The organism is Salinisphaera sp. SPP-AMP-43, assembly GCF_049568105.1.
Classification (GTDB): domain Bacteria; phylum Pseudomonadota; class Gammaproteobacteria; order Nevskiales; family Salinisphaeraceae; genus Salinisphaera.
Genome location: NZ_CP145335.1, coordinates 2036772 through 2057786, shown reverse-complemented (window position 1 = coordinate 2057786; position 21015 = coordinate 2036772). Strand labels below are relative to the sequence as shown.

Genomic DNA, 21015 nt, shown 5'->3' with positions numbered 1-21015 from the left:
GCCCTAGCGACGCGCCCGTGCTTCCTGCCAGATCTCATTGGCGACCAGCGAACGCAATCTTTCCATCGACTCGGCCAGCCATTCGAGAATATCGTCCAGGGTAATAATGCCGCAGAGATAGCAATCGGCATCCACGACCGGTAGCCGCCGGACCCCGAGTTCGGCCATGCATTCCATGGCTTCCCATATATCCGTTGATTCGCTGATGCTCTCGAGCGGCGATTGCACCAGATCGCCCACCGATAACGAATCCAGTGCGACATCCTGGGCCAACACCTCGACCACCAGATCGCGATCGGTGACCACACCAAGCAGCAACGACTCGCTATCCTCGGAATCCACAATCACCAGCGCGCCGATGTGGTGCTTACGCATGAGCGCAGCCGCCTCCCGAATGCTGGTATCGCGGTGTGCCGTGATGACCTCACGCGCACAGAAACGAGCGACTTCCACCTTGCCCTCCCTGATCGATGTAGTCACCCAGGAATCGTCTGCGATTGCGTCGAGCAGGCATTGACCGAGATCACACGGACCGTCGGTTGTGCGCCGACGCTGTATCGTCGCCCATCAGGCGACGCCGGGCACTTACTCGAGGGGGCGCTCGCAGCCGGCCTCGGCATCAATCAACAGCGACTCCAGTCGCTCACGGTAGGCCCCGGGCTGCTGCCATAGCCCGCGCTGCATGGCTTCGAGCATGCGTTCGCTCATATCGCGCAGTGCCTCTGGATTGTGCTGTTCGATGAACGCCCGGTTGGCCTCGTCCAGGATCAACGCCTCGGAAACCGCGGCATACTGGTAGTCGGCGACCACGCCAGCGGTCGCGTCGTAGGCGAACAGATAGTCGACGGTCGCGGCCATCTCGAAGGCGCCTTTATAGCCGTGACGCTGCATGGCGCGAATCCACTTCGGATTGGTCACACGAGCGCGCACCACCCGGGTAATTTCCTCAGTCAGCGTACGTACTCGGGGTACGGCCGGATCACTGTGATCGGCATGATAGATCGCCGGGCGCTGACCGCGACGCGCCGCCCCCGCCGCATTGGCCATGCCGCCTTGGAAGGTGCTGTAGTCGGCCGAATCCAGAATATCGTGCTCGCGATTGTCCTGGTTATGAACCACAGCTTCGAGCCGACCGAGCCGCTCGACAAAAGCTTCGTGCGCGCGCTCGCCGTGTACGGACTGGCCATAGGCATAGCCGCCGCGCTGGATGTAGGCATTGGCCAGATCGTCCGCGGCCTGCCACTGGCCTGAATTGATCGCTTCGGCCACGCCGGCACCATAGGCGCCGGGCTTCGAGCCGAACACCCGAAACGCAGCCTGGCGCACCGCATCGTCTTCGTCATGGCCTTGGCCGACTAATTCGGCACGGCGCGCGTCGATGCGCTGGCGAATGGTATTGGTATTGCCGGGTTCGTCGAGCGCTGCCAGCTTCTGGACCGCCGCATCGAACAAACGAATGAGATTGGCAAAGGCATCGCGAAAGAAACCGGATACACGCAGGGTGACATCCACCCGCGGCCGGCCGAGCTGGAAAGCTGGCAAGATCTCGAAATCGACCACCCGACTGGAGCCACTCGCCCAGACTGGGCGAATACCCATCAACGCAAACGCCTGGGCGATATCGTCGCCGCCGGTGCGCATGGTCGCCGTACCCCAGACCGACAGCCCAATCTCGCGGGGATAGTCGCCATGCTCCTGGAGGTGTCGCATCACCAGCGCCTCGGCCGAAGCCTGGCCGAGTTCCCAGGCGGTACGGGTCGGAATGGCCCGGCTGTCCACGGCATAAAAGTTGCGCCCGGTCGGGAGCGTATCCAGACGTCCACGAGTCGGCGCCCCACTTGGCCCCGGCGGCACGAAACGCCCGGCAAGCCCGGCCAGCGTATGGCCGATCTCATCGGCCACGCCCTGGGCCAGCGCCGGCAACAGAGTCTCACGCATATAGATCACCAGAGCTGTCGTGGCAGCCCCGATCGCAGGCGGTGCATCGGCCAGTACCGATTTTTCGACCACCGCCACCGACAGTTTTTCCAGCCGGGTGCGGGTATGCCAGTCGCTGCGCCAACCAGCCGAATCGAGCTCGGAGAGCACAGCCGGCCGCGGGCCGTTCCACGGCTGGCCGGTCGCAGCCAGCGGATCGAAATCACCGAGTTCCAAATCTTCGGCCAGCGCCTGCAGCAGACTGCGGTCGGCTGGCGCCTCGCCACGCGGCATACGTACCAACGAGACCAGCGTCTCGGCGAGTTGGCGTGTTGCCGGCAGTTCGCCGAAGCGATGCAGTCCGCCCCGGATTTGGGCTTCCTTGAGATCGCAGATGTAGGTATCGAGCTGGTTGAGAATCGCCTCGTCGTCGCCATCGGCCCCGGCGATTTCCTCGGCCACATGGCTGCGCCGGGCCAGCGCCAGAATCTGGCCGCGCAGCCAGTCCTCACGCCGGGCATCCAGGCCACTTGCCTCGAAATATTCGTCGACCAGGCTTTCGAGCTCGGCCAGCTCGCCGTGACTTTCGGCACGCACGATTGGCGGCGTCATATGATCGATGATCACGGCCTGACTGCGCCGCTTGGCCTGGGCGCCCTCGCCCGGATCGTTGACGATAAAAGGGTAGAGCTGCGGCAGCGCGCCTAGGGCGATATCCGGCCAGCAGTTCTCGGACAGCGCTACCGACTTGCCCGGCAGCCATTCCAGATTGCCATGCTTGCCGACGTGCACGATCGCGTCAACGGCATAGACCTCGCGCAGCCAAGCATAAAACGCCAGATAACCATGCGGCGGCACCAGATCCGGGTCGTGATAGCTGGCGGCCAGATCGATATCGAAACCCCGCGGCGGCTGTGGGCCGACGAAGATATGGCCGAAACGCAGGCCAGCGATCTCGATGCGGCCGGCGCGATAGCGCGGATCCGCATGCGGCGCTCCCCAGCGCTGATAGACCGCCGCCCGGGCCGCGGCCGGCAGCGCGGCGAGCCAGTGTTCGTAGACCCCGATATCCAAGCTCTGCCAGCTCGGCTTGAGCTGGTTGGCCGCTGGATCATTGGACAACGCGGCACGCAGGGCGTCCATCAAGGCCGGAGCATCGACCGGCAGATCGCCAGTGGTATAACCCGCCGCGCTTAGCGCCTGCAATAGATTGAGCGTGGCTGCCGGCGTATCCAGGCCGACTCCGTTGCCGATGCGCCCATCGCGGCCTGGATTATTGGCCAGCACCAGCGCTATGCGTTTATCTGCGTTCGGCCGGCGCTGCAGTACCGCCCAGCGGCGCGCGAGTTCGGCTACGAAAGCGGCCCGTTCGGGCTGCAATTCATGGCGTACGACATCGATCTGACAGCGATCGCTGCGAAATGCCCGGGTCTTGAAGCCAACCGCCCGGGTCACGATACGCCCGTCCAGCTCGGGCAGCACGACATACATCGCCAGATCGCGACCGCGCAGCCCGGCATTGCTGTCTTGCCAGACTGCCTCGGTGGTACTGGCCAGCACCAGCTGCAGTACCGGGACATCGCGAGCGAACATGGCCTGGCCGGTGCCGGGCTCGGACGCGGCCGCTGCGTTGGTCGCAGCGCGTAGCGCAAAACCGGTGGTATTGAGTACCACCTGGGCATCGGCGGCCTCGATCAGAGCATCGACTTCAGCCAAGCAGGCCTCTTCCTTGAGCGAAGCGACAGCGATCGGCAGCGGATTGAGCCCGCGCTCGAGCAGCACATCGATCAGGCCGTCGAATACGGCCATATTGCCGTTCTGCCAATGACTGCGATACAGCAGCACGACCGCTACCGGCCGGCCGGAGTCGACTGGCCAGCTCGCCTGCCAGTCGGCCAATCCGGCCGGACTGCGCTCGGGGTGATAGATCGCCGCCCGGGCCAATGCGGCCGGCTCCGACCAGTCATCATCGCGATCGAAGAATTCCGCAGCGACATAGCGCAGCAACGCATCGGCATTGGCCGCACCACCCTCGCGTAGATAGCGCCAGATCCGATGCGCCTGGGCATAGGCCACGGTGGAAGCCGCGAATAGATCGTCGTCGTGGTAATCCTCGCCGGGCACCAGTACCAGCCGGCGATTCCGGGCTTGGCCTGCCCATTCAACGAGCTGTTCAACGCCATAAGGCCAATACGAACGCCCGCCGGTCAAGGCCACGATCACGACCTTTGCCTGATCGAGCGTCTTGGCGCGATACAGATCCAGAGCCGCCGGTTTGGCCAGATTGCGCCAGTTGGCCAGCCGCAGGCTCGGGCTATCGGCCGGCGCGCGCTCGGCAGCTTCGGCCAGCAGGCCGAGCACGCCATCGGCAGCCGCCATGACGACGATGTCGGCCGGCGACTGATCGAGGTCGATGATGCCCTCGTCGTCGCTGAAGCCGCCCGGCTGGGCTGCAAGCAGATGCATCGCTTAGGCGACTCGGCGCGCTTGCACGGTCGCAGCCGGCTGCCGACTCATGCCGAAGCCGCGGTTTCCAGTTCGGCAGCGCCGAGCACCTCGCGGATCCGCGCCCGATCTAGATCATGGCCGATAAACACCAGCCGTGTCGCCCGGGTTTCGTCAGCATCCCAGAGCCGATCGAAATAATGTGCGACCCGCTCGCCCACGGCTTGTACGACCTGGCGCATCGGCTTGTCGCCGGCGGCCACAAAGCCTTTCACGCGATAAATCGTCTGTTCGGCAATCAGCTGCTGGATACCGGCCACCAGTCGCTCGCTGTCGACCGCACCGAAGACGACGACCGTCGAATCGAAGTGGTCGTGGGCATGTTCGTGCTCCTCGCCTGCCGCATGGTGGGCATCGTGGTGGGTGGTGATCGCCTCGATCCGGTCTTCGGTGGCCGAATCCAGCCCGGTCAGCAGCTCCGGATCGGCTTCGCCATTTTCTATGAACAGCGCCTTGACCTGCTTGGGCAGGCGCGCGCTCAGCCAATCCCGGACCGCGGTACGCGTGCCCTCATCCAATTGGTCGGCCTTGCTGACGATCGCCAGATCGGCCGCGGCCAGCTGATCATCGAGCAGTTCTTCCAGGGTCGGGTCGTGGTCGAGCGATTCATCAGCCAGGCGCGCCGCATCCACGGCCTGCGGATCGGTCGCCCAAGTGCCGGTCGCGATCGCCGGGCCATCGAGTACGGCGATCACCGAATCGACCGTGCAGTGCTGTTTAATCTCCGGCCAGTTGAAGGCCTGGACCAGCGGTTTGGGCAGCGCCAGGCCCGACGTTTCAATCACGATATGATCGATCGAATCGCGTTTTTCGATGAGTTTTTTCATCACCGGCACGAATTCTTCCTCGACCGTGCAACAGATACAGCCGTTGGCCAGCTCGAAGATACCGTCCTCGGCGTCTTCTTCGCCCTCGCAGGCCAAGGGGCAACCACGCAGCAGCTCGGCATCGATATCCATCTCGCCGAATTCGTTGACGATCACGGCGATGCGCTTGTCGGTTGCGTTGTTGATCAGGTTCGACAATAGCGTGGTTTTGCCACTGCCCAGAAAACCGGTAACGACGGTGGCGTGAATCTTGTCGAGTTGCATGCATGCACTCCGAAGAAGCGTGAATCAGGAGGCCGAAGCCATGGCCTCGGCCCCGAACAGCTGCGCGATTGCGGCCGGGTTGGAGCCGAAAAACAGATGTAGATAGGTCGCCGTCAGACCGCGATCACGTACGATCGCCTCGCCTGGGGCCGAATGGCGCTGGCGCCGACCGTGGGCGATGGGCACGGCGCCGTGGTCGGTGGCCGAACGATGATGGGCATGGGCGCGGATATCGCCTTCCGGCAGCGGCGCGGTCTGCATACCCTGGCAGCCGCCTCTATCGCGCATGCGCCCGGCGCCGGCGATCAGCCCGACCATGCGATGCCAGCGCCCGTCTAGCTCGGTCAGCGTTTGCTGTACATAGAGCATGCCGCCACATTCGGCGAGTATCGGTCGGCCGGCCGCGTGAAAGACGTGCAGTGCTTCGTGCATTGCGGTATTGGCTGCGAGTTGCTCGGCATGCAGTTCGGGATAACCGCCCGGCAGCCAGAGCGCATCGACCGCTGGTAGGGCCCGATCGGTAAGCGGCGAGAAATATTCGAGGGTCGCGCCCATCGCCTCCAGCAGGCGTTCGTTCGAGGCATAGGCAAAGCTGAAGGCGGCGTCGCGAGCGATGCCGATCCGCCGTCTGGCCAACCATCGGCCCGGCACCGCCGCCGGGCGCGCTTCGAATGACACCGGCCGGGCAGCCGTAAGCAGATCGCTTTTAAGAACACGCTCGGCCGTGGTCTCCAGCGCGATCTCGATTGCTTCGCCCTGCTCGGCCGGAGATACCAAACCGAGATGCCGATGCGGCAACGCCATGGCGCTATCGCGCGCCAAGTTGGCCAGCAGCGGCATATCGACTGGCAGCGCCTCGGCGATCAGATCGGTATGGCGCTGGCTGCCGACGCCGTTGGCCACCAGCCCGGCAAAACTCAGATCAGCACGCGCCTGGCTCAACCCGGCCGCCAGCGCGCCGGCGGTCTGGGCCATGCCCTTGCAGTCGAGCACGAGCGCCACCGGCAGACCGAAAGCCGCGGCGAAATCAGCGCTCGAGGGCATACCGTCGTATAGCCCCATCGCGCCCTCAACCAGAATCAGATCGGCCTCGCCAGCAGCTTCATATAGACGCTGGGCACAGTAGTCGGGCCCGGCCATCCAGAGATCGAGCGGCTCGACCGGCGTGTTTGCCGCGGCGGCCAGAATCGCCGGGTCGAGATAGTCGGGGCCGGTCTTGAAGACCGCGACACGCTGACCGAGCTTACGTGCCGCCCGTGCCAGACCGGCCGTGAGCGTGGTCTTGCCTTGGCCCGAGGCCGCTGCAGCGATCAATAGCGCCGGGCAGGTTCTCGTGTCGACGGGGTCGGTCATGCCGAGCCCGCCAGGAAATCGGCGAGCGATCGATGCTCGCCGCCGAGCCGGGCCGCCAGCCGGCGCGCCCGTCCAAGCGGCACCCGTGCGCGCTCGGTATCGATCACGATGAGCTGCCCCGGCCATTGCGCCTCGTTGACCGGGTCGCGGCTGCGCCCATCGGTGAAAACATAGCTGCGTAAACATAGCGCCGGCTCACGCCGCGCCAGCTGCTGTAGACGGTCACGACCGGTGGCCAACGCCCGGCCCAAGGGCGTGCCGCCCCCGGCAGGAATACGGGCCAGTTTGGTCTCGAGACAACGCGGCGCTCGACCAGGCGGCAACAGCCAGTCGATCCGATCGCCGCCGAAGGTCAGCACGGCGAACCGCTCGCGTTGGCGTAGAGCGCGTTCGGCCAAGCCAGCGACGGCCGCCCGGGCCGTGGATTGCTCGTCGCCGCCGAGCGTCGAGGCCGAAGTGTCGAGCAGCACGCAGTGCAGTACCGGCGTGCTCGCTCGAGCCGGGCGATAGACTGGTGCGGCCGCTGTCCACTCGTCCGATCGGTCACGTGGCTTAGGCGGGCCAAGGCTCGGGTCGAGCGCGCGCCGAGCCAGCGTACGAGGCCAATCGATCCGCGGCCCGGGATGGCCAGACAGCGCCGGGACGGCCCCACGACGATTCGAGCCTGAAGATCGCTGCCTGGCTGAATGATTTGCTAGACCACTACCGACAGCGCCGATCGCCTGTTCGTCGATCGACCGGGCCAACGCCACGCCGACGTGGCGCGGCGGCAAGCCGCCCCAGTCGCTCGTATCCTGTGAATCGCTATCGTTCGAGTACTCGCTTGAATCGTTCGCGCCGTTGGCGCCGCTACCGCCATCGGGCGGACTGGATTGCGATCCGCCGGTGGCATCGGCCGGCGGCTGTTCGGCGTTACGACGATGGCAAAGCACGAATTCCGCGACTGCATCGATGTCGGTGTCGGCCACGCGGTCGCGGCCCTGCCAGGCTGCATGGGCACAGGCTGCCTGACGCCAATGCAGATCGGCGCGTACGCCTTCGACGTCGGCAGCCACACAACGCTCGGCGATCGCATCCTGGATGGCCTCGGCACAGGCAACGTTCGTAAGCCGCGTCCGTGCAGCGTCGATACGCTCGGCGAGTTCGGCCTGGGCGTCGGCCCAGCACCGTTCGAAAGCCGCCGGATCCCGATCGTAGGCCAGGCGCTGATCGACGATAGCCCGCCGCTCGGCGGCGCTATAGCGCGGCTCGAGTACCACACACAGCCCGAAACGATCCGCAAACTGTGGGCGCAGCTCGCCTTCCTCCGGATTCATTGTGCCGATCAACACGAACTCGGCCGCATGTTCACGGCTGATGCCGTCGCGCTCGATGCGATTGACCTTGGAGGCCGCGACATCCAATAGCACGTCGACCAGCGGATCGGCGAGCAGGTTGACCTCGTCGATATACAGATAGCCGCCATGCGCCCGGCCGATCACGCCAGGCCGGTAAGCGAGCGCACCCGCGCCCAGCGCGCGCTCGAGATCGAGGCTGCCAATGACCTGCTCCTCGGTAGCGCCCAAGGGCAGCGTGACGAAACGTCCGGCCGCAGGCCGGTCAATCGCCGCCAGACCACGGGCCAGTGTCGATTTGGCCGCACCGCGTGGCCCAGAGATAAGCACCCCGGCCAAACCCGGCTCGATCGCGGCCAGAATCAGCGCGGTCTTGAGCCGATCCTGGCCGACGACCGCCGCGAACGGAAACTCAGCCCGGGACATGAGCCGCTCGCGGCGCTGTTACGACCGGCACCAGCCAGCGCTGGGCAGCCCAGCCACAGGCGACACCAAGCACCAGCCAGAACACCAGATTGGTTACCGCGCTGGCCCAGATGAACTGCTGATGGATCTGTTCCAGAGCTGCTGCTGCCGCCGGATTATGGTCAGCATAGGGCGAGCCCGCCGGTTGCGGCGCCCCGTAAAGATAGGGCAGCGGCAGCAATACCAGTGCCGCGAGTTTCTTTAAACGCGGCGCGAACGCGATGATCGCCAGGGCCAGACTGACCACCAACACCGTGGCGATCCACCAGAACTGACGGTCGGCAAGCGCGGCAGCCGCGGTGCCCGGCACCTCGGGCGACAAACCAAGCGCCGGGGCCCCGAAAACGGCCGTAAATCCAGCCGCGCCCCAGAGCGCGCCATAACCCGCACCCAACGATGCGCCACGCGCCGCAGCTGCGGCGCCCATGGCGACCATGAGCAACAGCGCAAAGCCGATTGCCACTCCGCTGTCGGCGGCGATCGTGAACAGCGCCCGTTGGGCACCATCTGAGGGCGCCCAGGCATCTTGGTCGTGGCCGGCTTGGATATGCCCGGCATCGCGATGCCCGGCATGCTCATAATGCTCGGCCTGGGCAATCAGCGGTGCGGTCGTGAATTGCTCACCCAGGCCCAGCAGCGCCCCCACCACCAAGCCAACGGCCACAGCGGCGAAGATCAGTCGTCTGAACAGCATGGTCTCTCTCTGTAGGCGATCCACGACAACGCAGATCGCGACAAGTCATTGAAGGCGATGTGCATCGCCGCGCATACGCCGGCGATGGCTGCTCAAATCGCGATCAGTGGCAGGGAAAGGACGCCGAATGCCGGGCGTCGTGCGCGGCGTTATGCACCGGCATCAGATGGGAAAAGCCCACGCCGTAGACAATAAATACGCCGATCAGCGCTGCGCCGGCGAGCTGGATCGCCTGGGACGTGCGCGAGTTCGACAGAGCGCGGGGGCCGGCGGCCGAGGTTTGACTGGTTTGCATGTACACACCCGTACGTTGAAATCACCGGACTCGTCGTTCGAAGCGACGAATCTCATCAACAGGGCCGGTCTCCGGACTTGCGAAGGTCGTGTCTTGACCCGTCCATGCCTTCCCGCGCGACGCGCGCAGTGGCTCGATATGGACTGTATCGCCTACCGTTGCGGGGGCAGCAGCGGCCTTGCGCCCATGGCGCGCACCGCTTTCCCGATTATCCCGTTGCCTAACGGGCACCCTGTGTCGTCTGAGTCTAGGGTTGGGGGTCGTGACGGTCAAATGACCGCCGACAACCGGCGCTCGGTTATGCTCGGTGGCGCAAGACAACGTCAAACAGAGTTGGAACGATGCACAGCAGCCGGCTATGGTTCGCAGGACTGGGCTGCCGACGGGGCTGTTCGAGCGCGGAGCTGATTATCCTGCTGCGGGCCAGCTGCCATGAAGCCGGCATTGAGCCGTCGGGGCTGTGCGGCCTTGCCACGCTCGATCGGCGGGCCCGCGAACCTGCTCTGGTTGAACTGGCTCAAGGGCTTGGCTTGAGCCTGCAGGCTTGGTCGGCTGGGTCGCTGGCGGTCTTCGACGATCGACTGTCGCATCGTTCGGCCCGCGTCCAGGCGCTATATGGGATCGGGGGCATTGCCGAAACCACGGCCCTGGCCGCGGCTGCCGACCACCGTATCCAGGCCGGCCAGCCGACTTACTTGGTCGTGCCGCGTCGAGCCAGCGCTGCGGCGACGGTCGCAATCGCTGTCCGCGAGGCCACGACTGATACGACATTCGAAACCCAACGGGGGGATACATCGCGATGAAACCTATGCCCATGCTGCGCTCGCCATATCCCGCCAGTGCAATTCAGGCCTGGCTCGTCGTACGCCGGGCCGGCTGCCGGGTCTGAGCCACGCATGCGCGAAGAAAGCGCTGAACGAAGCGACGCGCTCCGAACCGGCTGGACCACGGGCGCCACAGCGACCGCGGCCGCAGTCGCTGCTGCCCATCGGCTGTTGTTCGACGAACCCCTGGCGTACGTCCATCTACAGCTGCCGCGCGGCCGCGAGGCGAATCTCGCCGTGGCCGACGCGCGGGTGCTCTCTGCAAGGCGGGTCGCCGAGGCCGGCCTGATCAAAGACGCCGGAGACGATCCAGACGCCACCCACGGCGCGCGGGTCTGGGTTCGGCTCGAACTGCTCGATTCGGCCGGCGTGCAGTTCACCGCCGGCGCCGGCGTCGGCACGGTCACCCGTAGCGGCCTGGCGCTGGCGGTCGGCGAACCGGCGATCAATCCGGTACCGCGCCGCATGATGCGCGAGCATCTGGCGCGGGTGGCAGAGGCAGCCGGTTATACCGGCGGTTTTCGTGTCACTGTCGGCGTCGACGATGGCGAACGAATTGCCGAAAAAACCATGAACGGTCGGCTTGGCATCATCGGCGGCCTGTCGATTCTGGGTACCACTGGTATCGTGCGGCCGTTTTCCTGCGCCGCCTATATCGCCTCCATACATCAGGGTATCGATGTGGCTCGGGCCAATGGGCTCACCCATCTGGCCGCAGCGACCGGTTCCACGAGCGAAGCCGTCGCCCGCGCAACCTACGACCTGCCCGATATGGCGATCATCGAGATGGGCGATTTTGTCGGCGCAGTGCTGAAGTACCTGAAGCGCCATCCGATCGATCGGCTCACTCTGGTCGGTGGTTTCGGCAAGTTCAGCAAGCTGGCTGCCGGCCGTCTCGATCTGCATAGCCGGCGCGGCGGCGTGGATTTCGAATTTCTGGCCAGCTTGACCCCGGAAGTCGACGCTGCCACCCGCCAGGCGATCCGCACCGCGAACACCAGCCTCGCTGCCCACGGCCTGGCTCGCGAAGCCGGCATCGACCTCGCTGCACGTATCGCCGAGCGTGCCTGGCAGGCCGCCGCCCATTACCTGCCACTGGGCACCCAGCTGGAACTCTGGGTAATCGACAAACCCGGCCAAGTGCTCGCCCGCCACGGCAGCCTCGCCGGCTGACTATGGTTTGGGGCAGGTCATGCCGCGATACGCCACCCATGACGCCCGCCTATCGCGTACCAGGCAAGGCGCCTGCCGCCGAGCACAGCTGGTCTACGTTCAAGGCACGGAACGCGGTCGGGCACAGTAGGACATTCCTCGCCGGCCGCTGTATCTGAGGCGGCAATTCGGCGTTGTCATTCGCTCATGTCGTCGAGCCACGCTCACCAAGATCCGAATACGGCAGTGTTTCTCGGAACCATCCGCCCAGGGGCCCAATCGTTCGTTCGCTCAATTCACCCTCAAACGAGGGGACCAGATCCCGATTGACGGGTTTCGATCTCTGGCCCGAATCATTCCCGGACTGCGGATCAGTCCTCGCTCGCCCAGCGATAGCGGCTCCGATGGGTCGGGTCGTAGAGCTTGCTTTCCCTGAAATCGGTAGCCCCCAACACCGGCCCGACGAAGATAATGGCATTGCGTTTGGCGGCCAGCGTCTCGGCGGCGCCGTCCAGCTCGCCAAGCGGCGCGCGGATGACGCGCTCTTCGGCCCAGGAAGCGCGCTGGACAATCGCTGCCGGGCAGGCTGCGCCATAGAACGGCAGCAATCGTTCGACCACCTCGACCACGACCTGCAGCGATAGATGGATCGCCAATGTGGTGCCACTGGCTGCAAAAGTCTCCAGGGTTTCGCCGGCCGGCATGTTCGAGGCCCGCCCTTGGGTACGGGTGATGACCAGTGACTGGCCGACTTCTGGCACGGTCAGCTCCTGAGCGAGCGCCGCCGCTGCCGCCGAAAACGCCGGAACACCCGGGGTGAGCGTATAATCGATGTCGGCGGCCGCGAGCCGGCGCAGCTGTTCGGCCAGGGCGCTGTAGAGGGCCAGATCGCCCGAATGGAGCCTCGCAACGTCGTCGCCGGCCGCGGTCGCCTCGATCATGCGGGTGATGATGTCCTCCAAGGCCATGCCTGCGGTATTAATCGCCTCGGCGCCTGGCTTGAGATGTTCGAGCACCGCGGTCGGAATCAGCGAACCGGCATAGAGACAGACACTACAGCGCCCCAGCCGCTCGACCGCGCGCAGAGTGAGCAGATCGGGGGCGCCGGGGCCGGCGCCGATGAAATGCACGGTCATGGTGGGTTCTCCTTAGCGTCTATTCGCTGCGAGGGCATTTGCTCAAAAAATCACGCTCGGCGGCCAAACGAGGCCGCGTATTCGTTCGCCGCAAAAGCGCGACGACGCTGGCATTGCCAGCCTGTGGTTCTGCGATGGCCATCCGTGCCTTCTCGGCTCGGGCCGCCGATGCACGACGAACCGGACGTCCCCAGCGACGGCAACCCACTGGCTACGAGCGGCGCTGATCAAATTTCAACAGGCGCCAGACCAGCACCAGATCGTTATCGGCCGTGCCGGCGCCCAACCGGTCAAACGACCGAGCGGTTCGGCACGTTCGATGGCGATCCGGCGCAGGCTGCCGCCATGGCGTTGCATGGCCTCGGCCAGCACGGCGTCGCCTTCCACGGTCACACTGGTCGCGACCAGCCGTGTCCGCGGCCGTCCGACAAGCCGGGCCAAGCAGTGCGCGAGCAACCCATCCACGGTCAGCCCGCCCCCAATGAAGATCGCATCCGGCGCTTCAAGGTCTGCCAGCGCCTCGGGGGCCTGGCCATGAATACAAGCCAGCGCAGGCACGCCGAGCCGCTCGGCGTTGCCCGCCACACCGGAGGCGCGCTCGGCGCGGGCCTCGACCGCGATCGTCCGGTTGGCCGGATCGGCGAGCATCCATTCGATACCGACCGCGCCGGAGCCGGCACCAATATCCCAGAGCCGTTCGCCGCGGCCGGGAGCCAAAAGCGAAAGTACGACAGCGCGAACCTCGGCCTTGCTGATCTGGCCATCGTGGGCGAATAACGCTTCGGCGCGCCCGGCGGTACGCGGAATCGAACGGGCATGCTCGCCGGCCACACAGTCCACGGCCACCATGTTCAGGGCCGCGATATCGCGATACGACCACTCGGCCGCAATGGCCGATAGAGCGCGTTCCTTGTCACCGCCCAGATGTTCGAGCACGGTCATTCGCGAACCCTCGAAGCCGGCTTCGCAGAGCATGCGGGCGACAGCATCCGGCGTGCTGGCGTCCCAGCTCAACAGCAACAAGCGCCTGCCGTCGTGCAAATACGGCCGGAGCGCAGCCAGATCGCGCCCGTGGGCCGACACACAATGTACATGCTGGAGAGCCCAGCCCAGCCGCGCAGCCGCCCACGAAAACGCCGACGGCTGGGGAAAGACGGCCATCTCCTCGGGGGCGATATAACGCGCGAGCGTTGCACCGACGCCGAACCAGAACGGATCGCCCGTGGCCAACACCGTGACCGGCGATCCGCGCCGGGCGCAGAGCCCGTCGATCCCGTCCAGTAGCGGCGACGGCCAGCGCTCGCGACGCTGGCCGTCAACGCCCGGTAGCATAGCCAGATGCCGCGCGCCGCCCATCAGGTAGTCGGCGTTCTCGACCGCAGATCGAGCGCTCGGCGTCAGCCCGCTCCAACCGTCTTCGCCGATGCCAACGATCGACAGCCAAGGCGAAATCGACGAATCAGTATGTCGGCACATTGCCGGTGCGCTCCCGTCGGTAGAATGTCGCCCCATGAAAATACTGTTGCTTGGCGGTACGGCCGAAGCCCGCGAACTCGCTGAAGCGCTGGCCATGCGTTCCGATATCGATGCCATGCTGTCGCTGGCAGGGGCTACGAGCCGCCCGGCGCGCCTTGCCTTGCCCGTACGATGCGGCGGCTTCGGCGGGATCGACGGCTTGGCCTGCTATCTGACCCAACATGGGATCGATCTCGTGATCGACGCCACCCATCCGTTCGCAGCGCGTATGTCGGCCCATGCCGTAGGCGCCTGCCAAGGCCTCGGGATTCCGCTCTGGCGCATCGACCGCCCAGCTTGGCGGCCGCAGGCCGGCGATGACTGGCACGACGCCGTCGACCCCGACTCCGCTGCCGGGCAGCTCGCCGGCTTCGGTCGCCGGGTATTTCTGAGCGTCGGTGCACGCAGCCTGGCTCCGTTCGAGGCCGTCGCCGACAAACTCTGGATCGTGCGCAGCATCGAAGCCCCCAAGCCGCCACCGGCCTTCGACGACTGGACGCTGATTCGCGACCGGCCGCCGTTTTCGTTGGCCCAGGAAATCGCTCTGCTCCGCGAACACGCCATCGATGTCCTGGTGGCCAAGAACAGCGGTGCGCCGGCGACTCGGGCCAAGCTCGACGCCGCCCGCACGCTGGCGATTCCAGTGCTGATGATTTCCCGCCCATCGCTGCCGATGCCGGACCGTATTTTCAGCACGCCCATGGCGCTGTGGGCGGCGCTCGATACCGTCCATCAGGTGTCCGGGTAATAACGCGGGGTATAGACGCGGCGGCCCCCGCCCTGCTCGATCACGCGCGTAGTCGAGGCGCCCACCACGACCAGTGTGCTCATATCGGCCGCGCCGGGCGAAAAACGCGCCAGATCGGTGATCTGCAACGCCTCGTCGGCTCGGCCAACGGCCCGGCCGAGGACCACCGGCGTAGCTGGATCGCGATAGCCTCGGATAACCGCCATCGCCGCACCGAGCTGCCAGCGGCGGGCCCGGGAGATCGGGTTGTAGAAGGCCATTGCGAAATCCGCGTCGGCCGCCCGATCGATGCGTTTTTCAATCTGTGCCCAGGGCTTGAGGTTGTCCGACAGCGAAATCACACAGAAATCGTTGCCAAGCGGTGCGCCGGCTCGGGCGGCCACCGCCTGGATAGCCGACACTGCCGGCGCGATGCGCACATCAACGGCCTGCCAGCGATCGTGATCGGCGCGTTCGATGGCCTCCCAGAGCGCTGCGGCCATGGCGAAGATGCCCGGATCACCGCCTGAAATCACCGCCACGCGCGCCCCGCTCGCGGCCAGATCCAGCGCATGCCCGGCCCGGGTCAGCTCCTCGCGATTGTCAGAAACATGCCGGGTATGGCCCGAGTCGGCGACGCGCTCGACGTAGCCGGCATAGCCGACCAGATCCGTTGCCGAGCCAAGAATTGCCGTGGTCTCCGGCGTGATCCAGCCCGGATCGCCCGGGCCGACGCCGACCACGGCCAGCCAGCCATGCTCGCTCATACCCGCTCTCCTGGCCCCGGCAGCAACACCATCGAAAAATACGGCGCCGGCCCCTCGGGCGCTTCGGCGAGCGGCATGACGCGCTGGCGCCCGCCCATGCTGGCGCGTTCGACATACCAGGCGCCCTCGGCCCGCCCGGCTTCGGCCAGTGCCGCACGGATACGCGGCAAATTGCGCCCGACCTTCATCACCACCGCAGCCTGGGCGATGGCCAACGTGGCGGCCAGCCGGTCATCCGGCAGCGTGCCCGGTACTACCGACAGCACATCGTCGCGCATGGCGATCGGACGCGGCAGCTGCGAGGCCCCGGCCAGCATCGCTGGCACGCCGGGAATCACCACCGGGTCGTAGGCGTCGCGCAAACGGATGAATAGATGCATGAACGAGCCGTAGAAGAACGGATCGCCTTCTGAGAGCACCGCGACTGAACGCCCGGCGTCCAGATGGGCCGCGACCGCATGCGCCGATTCGTCGAAAAATCGCTCGATGCGATCACGGTATTCAGCTGAGCCATGCGGCAGTTCGGTGGTTACCGGATAAACCATCGGTAACAATGTATGGCTGTCGCGCAGATAGGGCTTGGCGGTGGTGAGTGCGTTGCCCTGGCCGGATCGTTTGCAGAAATAGGCCACGATGGCCGAGGCCTCGAGCGCATGCGTGGCCTTGACCGTCATCAGTTCCGGGTCCCCCGGGCCAGTGCCGACCCCATACAGGATCGCGCCGCTCATAGAGCCTCGCTGGCAAGGGCGTTGACCGCAGCCGCGGCCATGGCACTACCGCCGCGCCGACCGACCAGCGTCAGATAATCCAGGCCCAGACTCTGGGCGGCGAGTGCCTCCTTGCTCTCGATCGCGCCCACGAAACCGACCGGCAGGCCAAGCACCACGGCCGGGCGCGGCGCACCAGCGGCGATCATTTCCAACAGATAAAACAACGCCGTTGGCGCATTGCCGATCACAACCACCGCGCCTTCCAGCCGCTCGCGCCAAAGTTCTAGGGCAGCCGCAGATCGGGTATTACCGAGTTGCGCGGCAATACCCGGTGTGGCCGGATCGCGCAGCGTACAAACGACCTCGTTCTCAGCCGGCAGCCGGCGCCGAGTCACACCGTGGGCGACCATCTCGCTGTCGCAGAGGATCGGCGCGCCGGCGACCAATGCCCGACGGGCGCGCTGGCCGAGATTCGCCGAATAACGCAGATCGGCGGCCAAATCGGTCTGGCCACAGGCATGCATCATACGGATCGCCACATCGGCCAAATCCGTGGGGATATTCGACAGATCAGCTTCAGCGCGGATGATGGCGAACGACTTCTCGTAGATCGTTCGGCCGTCGCGGATATAGTCGTAGTCTTGACTGAAATCACTCACCGGGGTCGTGCACCTCGTTGATGTCATGAATCGATCGCTACGCGATTAATCGGCAGCCGGCATATAGCGGGCAACGAATGCTTCCGCGCTCTCACCGGGTTCGGCCCGTTCGACGAAAGCACGGTCCAGATCGGCCAGGCGCTGCGGCACTTCGCTCGGCCTTAGCCCGTGCCATCGCGGCGCGGCCGCGGGGCCGCCCGCGAACACCACGTCGTAGCGCCCGTTGCGACCCACGAGCGTGACCGCTGCCGGCCGGCGATGGGCACAGCCTTTCGTACAGCCGGATACGTGCAACGCCGCACGCGTAGCCGCAGCCCGCAGGTTCGGCAACGCGCGAGAGCATAGCAAGGCATGCTCTCGCGTGTCGGTCGACCCGTACGGGCAACCGCGTCGCCCGACGCAGGCTTCAATCGAGGCACGCGGGTCCGTGTCGGAAACGATCGCGCCCAGGGCGGTGAGGCGATCGCAGCTGGCCGGGCTGGCATCGGGCACGACGATGCTTCGGTCGGGCAGCAGCCGAATCGGCCCGTGTCGTCGCGCCAGATCAGCCAAGCCATGGAGCGCTGCCGCCTCAATGCGTCCGAAGACGAAGCCGGCCGACTGCCAGCCCGCGGTTCTGCGCTGCTCGAGCTCGGTCGACGGGCGCCCGCCGATCGGCTCATCCGGCGGCTCGAGCACGGTGCCGATGGCTGCAGCGGCCCACACTCGGCATTGTGCCGGGTCCAAGTCGCGAAATCGCAGCCGGTGGGCCGCGATACCCGAGGCGGCTACGACATGGGCGATGAAGGTCGCGACGGCCGCCGGCGCATTCTCGGCAGGCAATACGCCCAGTGCTGCTGCGCTATGAGCATCGCCAGCCATCGCCAAACGCCACCAGCCCGGCTGCCCCGAGAGGGCATCGAGGCGAATATCGGCTGCGACCCAGCCGATATGGGCCACACCGCCCCCATCGATTGCGATCGCGAACTTGTCCGGCAGTTCAGCGGCAACCGGGCATTTTTTTAGAACGCTATCCAGGTGTTGGAGTAGTGAGCCGAGCCGCGCGTCGGCGTTCGAATCCAGATCGGTCGCCGGCGAAATAATACGATCGGGCAGCCCGGACTGAGCCGGCGTCTCGATCAGGCCGGCGGCCACCAATGCTGCGATGGCTTGCCGCGTCTTGCCCAGGCCGCGCAATTCGATCTTGGCCCGACGCGTCAGCAGAATCGCACCATCGGCAAAGCGCTCGGCAATCTCTGCCAGGCGCTCGAGCGCTCGCGCGTCGAGCGCGGCCTCGGCCGGACGCAAACGCAGGATATCGCCATCTGCGGCTGTCATCGGCCGTTGGTCGGAGGGACACCAGCCCCGTTTATGTGGCTTTGATGACCCCGTGTCGAGGGATGAATTCGCGCTCAGGATGGCGCCTCATGTATACAAACCAGAACGAGCGTCGCCCGGGCTGCGACGCTCGAAGTTAGAGCAAGGCTTGCAAAGCCCCTGCGGTAATTCAAGTGTAGCCGGGCCCAGATCGGGTCTGATGCCAGCCCGCTCGCACCCAGGCGCCATAGGCCATAGGCTCTACGGCCTGTTGTGTACCGGAGCCGACCCGACGAATGAATGCCCATCGCTATAGTGCCGTAGAGCTTGATGCCATCTATCGCGTTATTGCCGAACGACGCGACATGCGCCATTTTCGCCCGGATCCGGTCGCACCCGAGATACTGCAACGCCTGTTGGCAGCAGCCCATGCTGCGCCCAGCGTCGGCTATATGCAGCCTTGGCGATTTATTCGCGTAGTCGACTCGACGCTGCGTCGCGAAATTCATGCCGTGGTCGAGGCCGAACGTCGCCGGACCGCCGATGCCTTGAACGAACGCAGCGACGAGTTCATGCAGCTTAAAGTGGAAGGCGTTCGCGAATGCGGCGAGCTGTTGGTCGTCGCTTTGACCGAAGGGCGCGAAAATTATGTCTTCGGGCGACGCACGCTGCCCGAGATGGATCTCGCCTCGGCGGCCTGCGCGATTCAGAACCTATGGCTGACCGCCCGTGCCGAAGGGCTCGGCATGGGCTGGGTATCTCTTTTCGATCCTGAGCGGCTGGCCGAATTGCTCGACATACCCGCCGGCGCCCTGCCGATCGCCATTCTGTGCCTCGGCCATGTCGATGCGTTCTATGATCGTCCTATGCTGGCAGAGCAAGGCTGGGCCGAGCGTATGGCCGTCACCGATCTCGTCGGCATTGACGGCTGGCCCGAAACCCGCTCGGAGTCCTAACGCGGGCAGCGCGAACCGGCCTAATTTTTTATCGGCAGGCCAGTACCGTCTGGCCTCAAGCCTAGTCGGACTCGACCGTTTGGGACATCGATTGGCCGGCGTCGTGCGACGTATTGGCCTTCGAGGCCGATTCATCTTTAGAGCCTATCGTATCGCCGGCACCCTCGGTATCTGCGGCGGCCGTGTCGACCGATTCATCGGCGTCGCCGTCTGCGAGCCAATGGCAGTCCATATGGGTGGTATCGTCCATGGTCAGCGTGATCTTGTCGTGGCCGAAGGCCAGTTCATCGCCGTGATCGTCCGTATAGATCGAGCGCGACGCATCGCCGGTCGGCTGTGCAGTCAGGCTGATTTGGCGTTTGCCCATGCGCAGGATGGCCTGGCCATCGCTACGGGTCATATCGAACTGGAACTCGTCCGCGCATTGGAATTGTTGAAAATCGCCGACTGCATGGAAGTCGCTTGCCTGCAATACCAGCATGGCCGGCTGTGCCTGATCGGTTGGCTCGATCGACTGGGGAACGGGCGTCTCCCAGGCCACATTGCCCCCTTTGTTCAGCACCTGGGCATTCAACCCGTAGCGACCGTTGGATCCCAACAGCTCCCGGCCAATGGCCAAATTGAAATGCACCGGCAGCTTGCCGAGGTCATGCAGGGTTCGCTCGGCAACGATACGGTTGTCCGAACTGTCGGCCGCATGCTCGATCAAGCTAATCCGTGCGGTTGCGTCTTTGGGCAGCTGCCCCTGACCCGCCAGCGTGAGCTGGCCACGCACATGTACATCGGTGGTTTGATCCGAACCACAGCCGGCGAGCATAGCGAAAATCGCAATCAGGCCTACAGTAGCAGCGCCTTGGAGTCGGCTATTCAGTTTAACCATGAAAAGTTCTTTAACGATCAATAGAAAATGCAAGTATCTGGCTGATCTGGCAGTAAGGTCGGCCGGATTCTGAGTGCCATTGATTGAATAATGCCTGAACATCTGCCTGCCCGCTTCGGGTATGGACTTTTCCAGAATAGGCATTCCAGTGATCCATAGCTTGGACCACCCAATCTGTTAGAAGAAAAGTGTCTTTTCCAGCCATGCGCAGAAATGCCGGACCGGAGTTGCCGCCGAGCTGGGTGAAGCGTTTCTTAAGTTCGGCCCAGAGATCCACGATCTCGTCTTCGGGCCATTCGGCAAGCCAGAACCCGAAACTGCCGAATTCGTCGACGATCGCCTGCATGGCCTGGGCGTTATCGCGTACGGCAAAGATCTTCTTGCGATGACGAATCAGGGTTTCATCGGTGGCCAGCCGGCGCAGGTCGGTATCGTCCAGCTCGGCGACGCGCGCCAGGTCAAAATCGTCGAAGGCGAGCTCGAAGGCCGGCCAGCGGGCATCGACCAGCCGATGCGTGAGCCCGGCCCGGAAAATGCGCCGACACATGACCGAGAGATAACGATCATCGCCGATCATGGCCAGGGATTCGGGCGGTTCGGGGCGAATAAGATGAGATTCGAGAGCTTCTAGGCCGCCAAGACGTTGCTCGGCAGCCTGCTCGATCATGTGGAAGACGGTCATCAGTCGGGTTCGGGCAATGAATGGCCCGATTGTACGCGTTCGCCGACCGCCCGCGTT

General features: G+C 65.0%; 19 protein-coding genes and 1 riboswitch. Of the genes, 4 read left to right on the top strand and 15 right to left on the bottom strand.

What is annotated here, in order from left to right; all coding sequences use genetic code 11:
• Positions 1–3: 3 nt before the first annotated feature.
• From V5738_RS08755 to V5738_RS08725, 7 genes are all read right to left on the bottom strand, one after another.
• Complete coding sequence (locus V5738_RS08755) at positions 4–480, bottom strand: CBS domain-containing protein (protein WP_423824037.1); 477 nt, start codon at positions 478–480, stop codon at positions 4–6.
• 105 nt (positions 481–585) lie between these two features.
• Positions 586–4383 (bottom strand): cobaltochelatase subunit CobN, encoded by a 3798-nt coding sequence (gene cobN / locus V5738_RS08750; protein WP_423824036.1) that lies wholly within the window; start codon positions 4381–4383, stop codon positions 586–588.
• A gap of 47 nt (positions 4384–4430) precedes the next feature.
• The gene (gene cobW / locus V5738_RS08745) at positions 4431–5513 is read right to left on the bottom strand and encodes a cobalamin biosynthesis protein CobW (protein WP_423824035.1); all 1083 of its coding nucleotides are present in this window, start codon (positions 5511–5513) and stop codon (positions 4431–4433) included.
• A 24-nt stretch (positions 5514–5537) separates the two neighbouring features.
• Positions 5538–6866 (bottom strand): cobyrinate a,c-diamide synthase, encoded by a 1329-nt coding sequence (locus tag V5738_RS08740; protein ID WP_423824034.1) that lies wholly within the window; start codon positions 6864–6866, stop codon positions 5538–5540.
• The gene (locus V5738_RS08735) at positions 6863–8626 is read right to left on the bottom strand and encodes an ATP-binding protein (protein WP_423824033.1); all 1764 of its coding nucleotides are present in this window, start codon (positions 8624–8626) and stop codon (positions 6863–6865) included. The genes V5738_RS08740 and V5738_RS08735 overlap by 4 nt, the downstream gene beginning before the upstream one ends.
• Complete coding sequence (locus V5738_RS08730; protein WP_423824032.1) at positions 8613–9359, bottom strand: CbtA family protein; 747 nt, start codon at positions 9357–9359, stop codon at positions 8613–8615. The genes V5738_RS08735 and V5738_RS08730 overlap by 14 nt, the downstream gene beginning before the upstream one ends.
• 103 nt (positions 9360–9462) lie before the next feature.
• A complete protein-coding gene (locus tag V5738_RS08725) occupies positions 9463–9654 on the bottom strand; it encodes a CbtB domain-containing protein (RefSeq protein ID WP_423824031.1) in 192 nt (63 codons plus the stop codon).
• Between the two features lie 45 nt (positions 9655–9699).
• A riboswitch (cobalamin riboswitch) is annotated at positions 9700–9904 on the bottom strand.
• A gap of 91 nt (positions 9905–9995) precedes the next feature.
• Between V5738_RS08725 and V5738_RS08720 the strand changes: the two genes are divergently transcribed.
• Both V5738_RS08720 and V5738_RS08715 read left to right on the top strand, forming a co-directional pair.
• Positions 9996–10457 carry a cobalamin biosynthesis protein gene (locus V5738_RS08720; RefSeq protein ID WP_423824030.1) on the top strand — a complete coding sequence of 154 codons (462 nt, stop codon included), beginning with the start codon at positions 9996–9998 and terminating at the stop codon, positions 10455–10457.
• 93 nt (positions 10458–10550) lie between these two features.
• Positions 10551–11651 (top strand): cobalt-precorrin-5B (C(1))-methyltransferase, encoded by a 1101-nt coding sequence (locus V5738_RS08715; RefSeq protein WP_423824029.1) that lies wholly within the window; start codon positions 10551–10553, stop codon positions 11649–11651.
• Between the two features lie 350 nt (positions 11652–12001).
• On the opposite strand, the gene cobM is transcribed toward V5738_RS08715, so the two are convergent.
• Both cobM and cbiE read right to left on the bottom strand, forming a co-directional pair.
• The gene (gene cobM / locus V5738_RS08710) at positions 12002–12766 is read right to left on the bottom strand and encodes a precorrin-4 C(11)-methyltransferase (RefSeq protein ID WP_423824028.1); all 765 of its coding nucleotides are present in this window, start codon (positions 12764–12766) and stop codon (positions 12002–12004) included.
• A gap of 234 nt (positions 12767–13000) precedes the next feature.
• Positions 13001–14242, bottom strand: coding sequence for a precorrin-6y C5,15-methyltransferase (decarboxylating) subunit CbiE (gene cbiE / locus V5738_RS08705; protein ID WP_423824027.1), 1242 nt, complete (start codon positions 14240–14242; stop codon positions 13001–13003).
• Positions 14243–14276: 34 nt separating this feature from the next.
• Here cbiE and V5738_RS08700 point away from each other — a divergent pair, with 34 nt between their 5' ends.
• Complete coding sequence (locus V5738_RS08700) at positions 14277–15029, top strand: cobalt-precorrin-6A reductase (RefSeq protein WP_423824026.1); 753 nt, start codon at positions 14277–14279, stop codon at positions 15027–15029.
• On the opposite strand, the gene cobJ is transcribed toward V5738_RS08700, so the two are convergent.
• The 4 genes from cobJ to V5738_RS08680 are packed head-to-tail and all read right to left on the bottom strand — an operon-like array spanning position 15014 to position 18461.
• Positions 15014–15775 carry a precorrin-3B C(17)-methyltransferase gene (gene cobJ, locus V5738_RS08695; protein ID WP_423824025.1) on the bottom strand — a complete coding sequence of 254 codons (762 nt, stop codon included), beginning with the start codon at positions 15773–15775 and terminating at the stop codon, positions 15014–15016. The two genes, V5738_RS08700 and cobJ, sit on opposite strands and share 16 nt — an antisense overlap.
• Positions 15772–16503, bottom strand: coding sequence for a precorrin-2 C(20)-methyltransferase (locus tag V5738_RS08690; RefSeq protein ID WP_423824024.1), 732 nt, complete (start codon positions 16501–16503; stop codon positions 15772–15774). Before V5738_RS08690 ends, cobJ begins: the two co-directional genes overlap by 4 nt.
• On the bottom strand, positions 16500–17171 hold the full coding sequence (locus V5738_RS08685; RefSeq protein ID WP_423824023.1) for a precorrin-8X methylmutase: 672 nt from the start codon (positions 17169–17171) through the stop codon (positions 16500–16502). Before V5738_RS08685 ends, V5738_RS08690 begins: the two co-directional genes overlap by 4 nt.
• 18 nt (positions 17172–17189) lie before the next feature.
• Positions 17190–18461 (bottom strand): hypothetical protein, encoded by a 1272-nt coding sequence (locus V5738_RS08680; protein WP_423824022.1) that lies wholly within the window; start codon positions 18459–18461, stop codon positions 17190–17192.
• A gap of 275 nt (positions 18462–18736) precedes the next feature.
• Between V5738_RS08680 and bluB the strand changes: the two genes are divergently transcribed.
• Positions 18737–19396, top strand: coding sequence for a 5,6-dimethylbenzimidazole synthase (gene bluB / locus V5738_RS08675; RefSeq protein WP_423824021.1), 660 nt, complete (start codon positions 18737–18739; stop codon positions 19394–19396).
• 61 nt (positions 19397–19457) lie between these two features.
• Here bluB and V5738_RS08670 read toward each other — a convergent pair whose 3' ends face one another.
• Positions 19458–20276: a YbaY family lipoprotein gene (locus tag V5738_RS08670; RefSeq protein WP_423824020.1), complete on the bottom strand. Its 819-nt coding sequence runs from the start codon at positions 20274–20276 to the stop codon at positions 19458–19460.
• Between the two features lie 10 nt (positions 20277–20286).
• Positions 20287–20958, bottom strand: coding sequence for a DNA-3-methyladenine glycosylase I (locus tag V5738_RS08665; protein ID WP_423824019.1), 672 nt, complete (start codon positions 20956–20958; stop codon positions 20287–20289).
• Between the last annotated feature and the right edge of the window lie 57 nt (positions 20959–21015).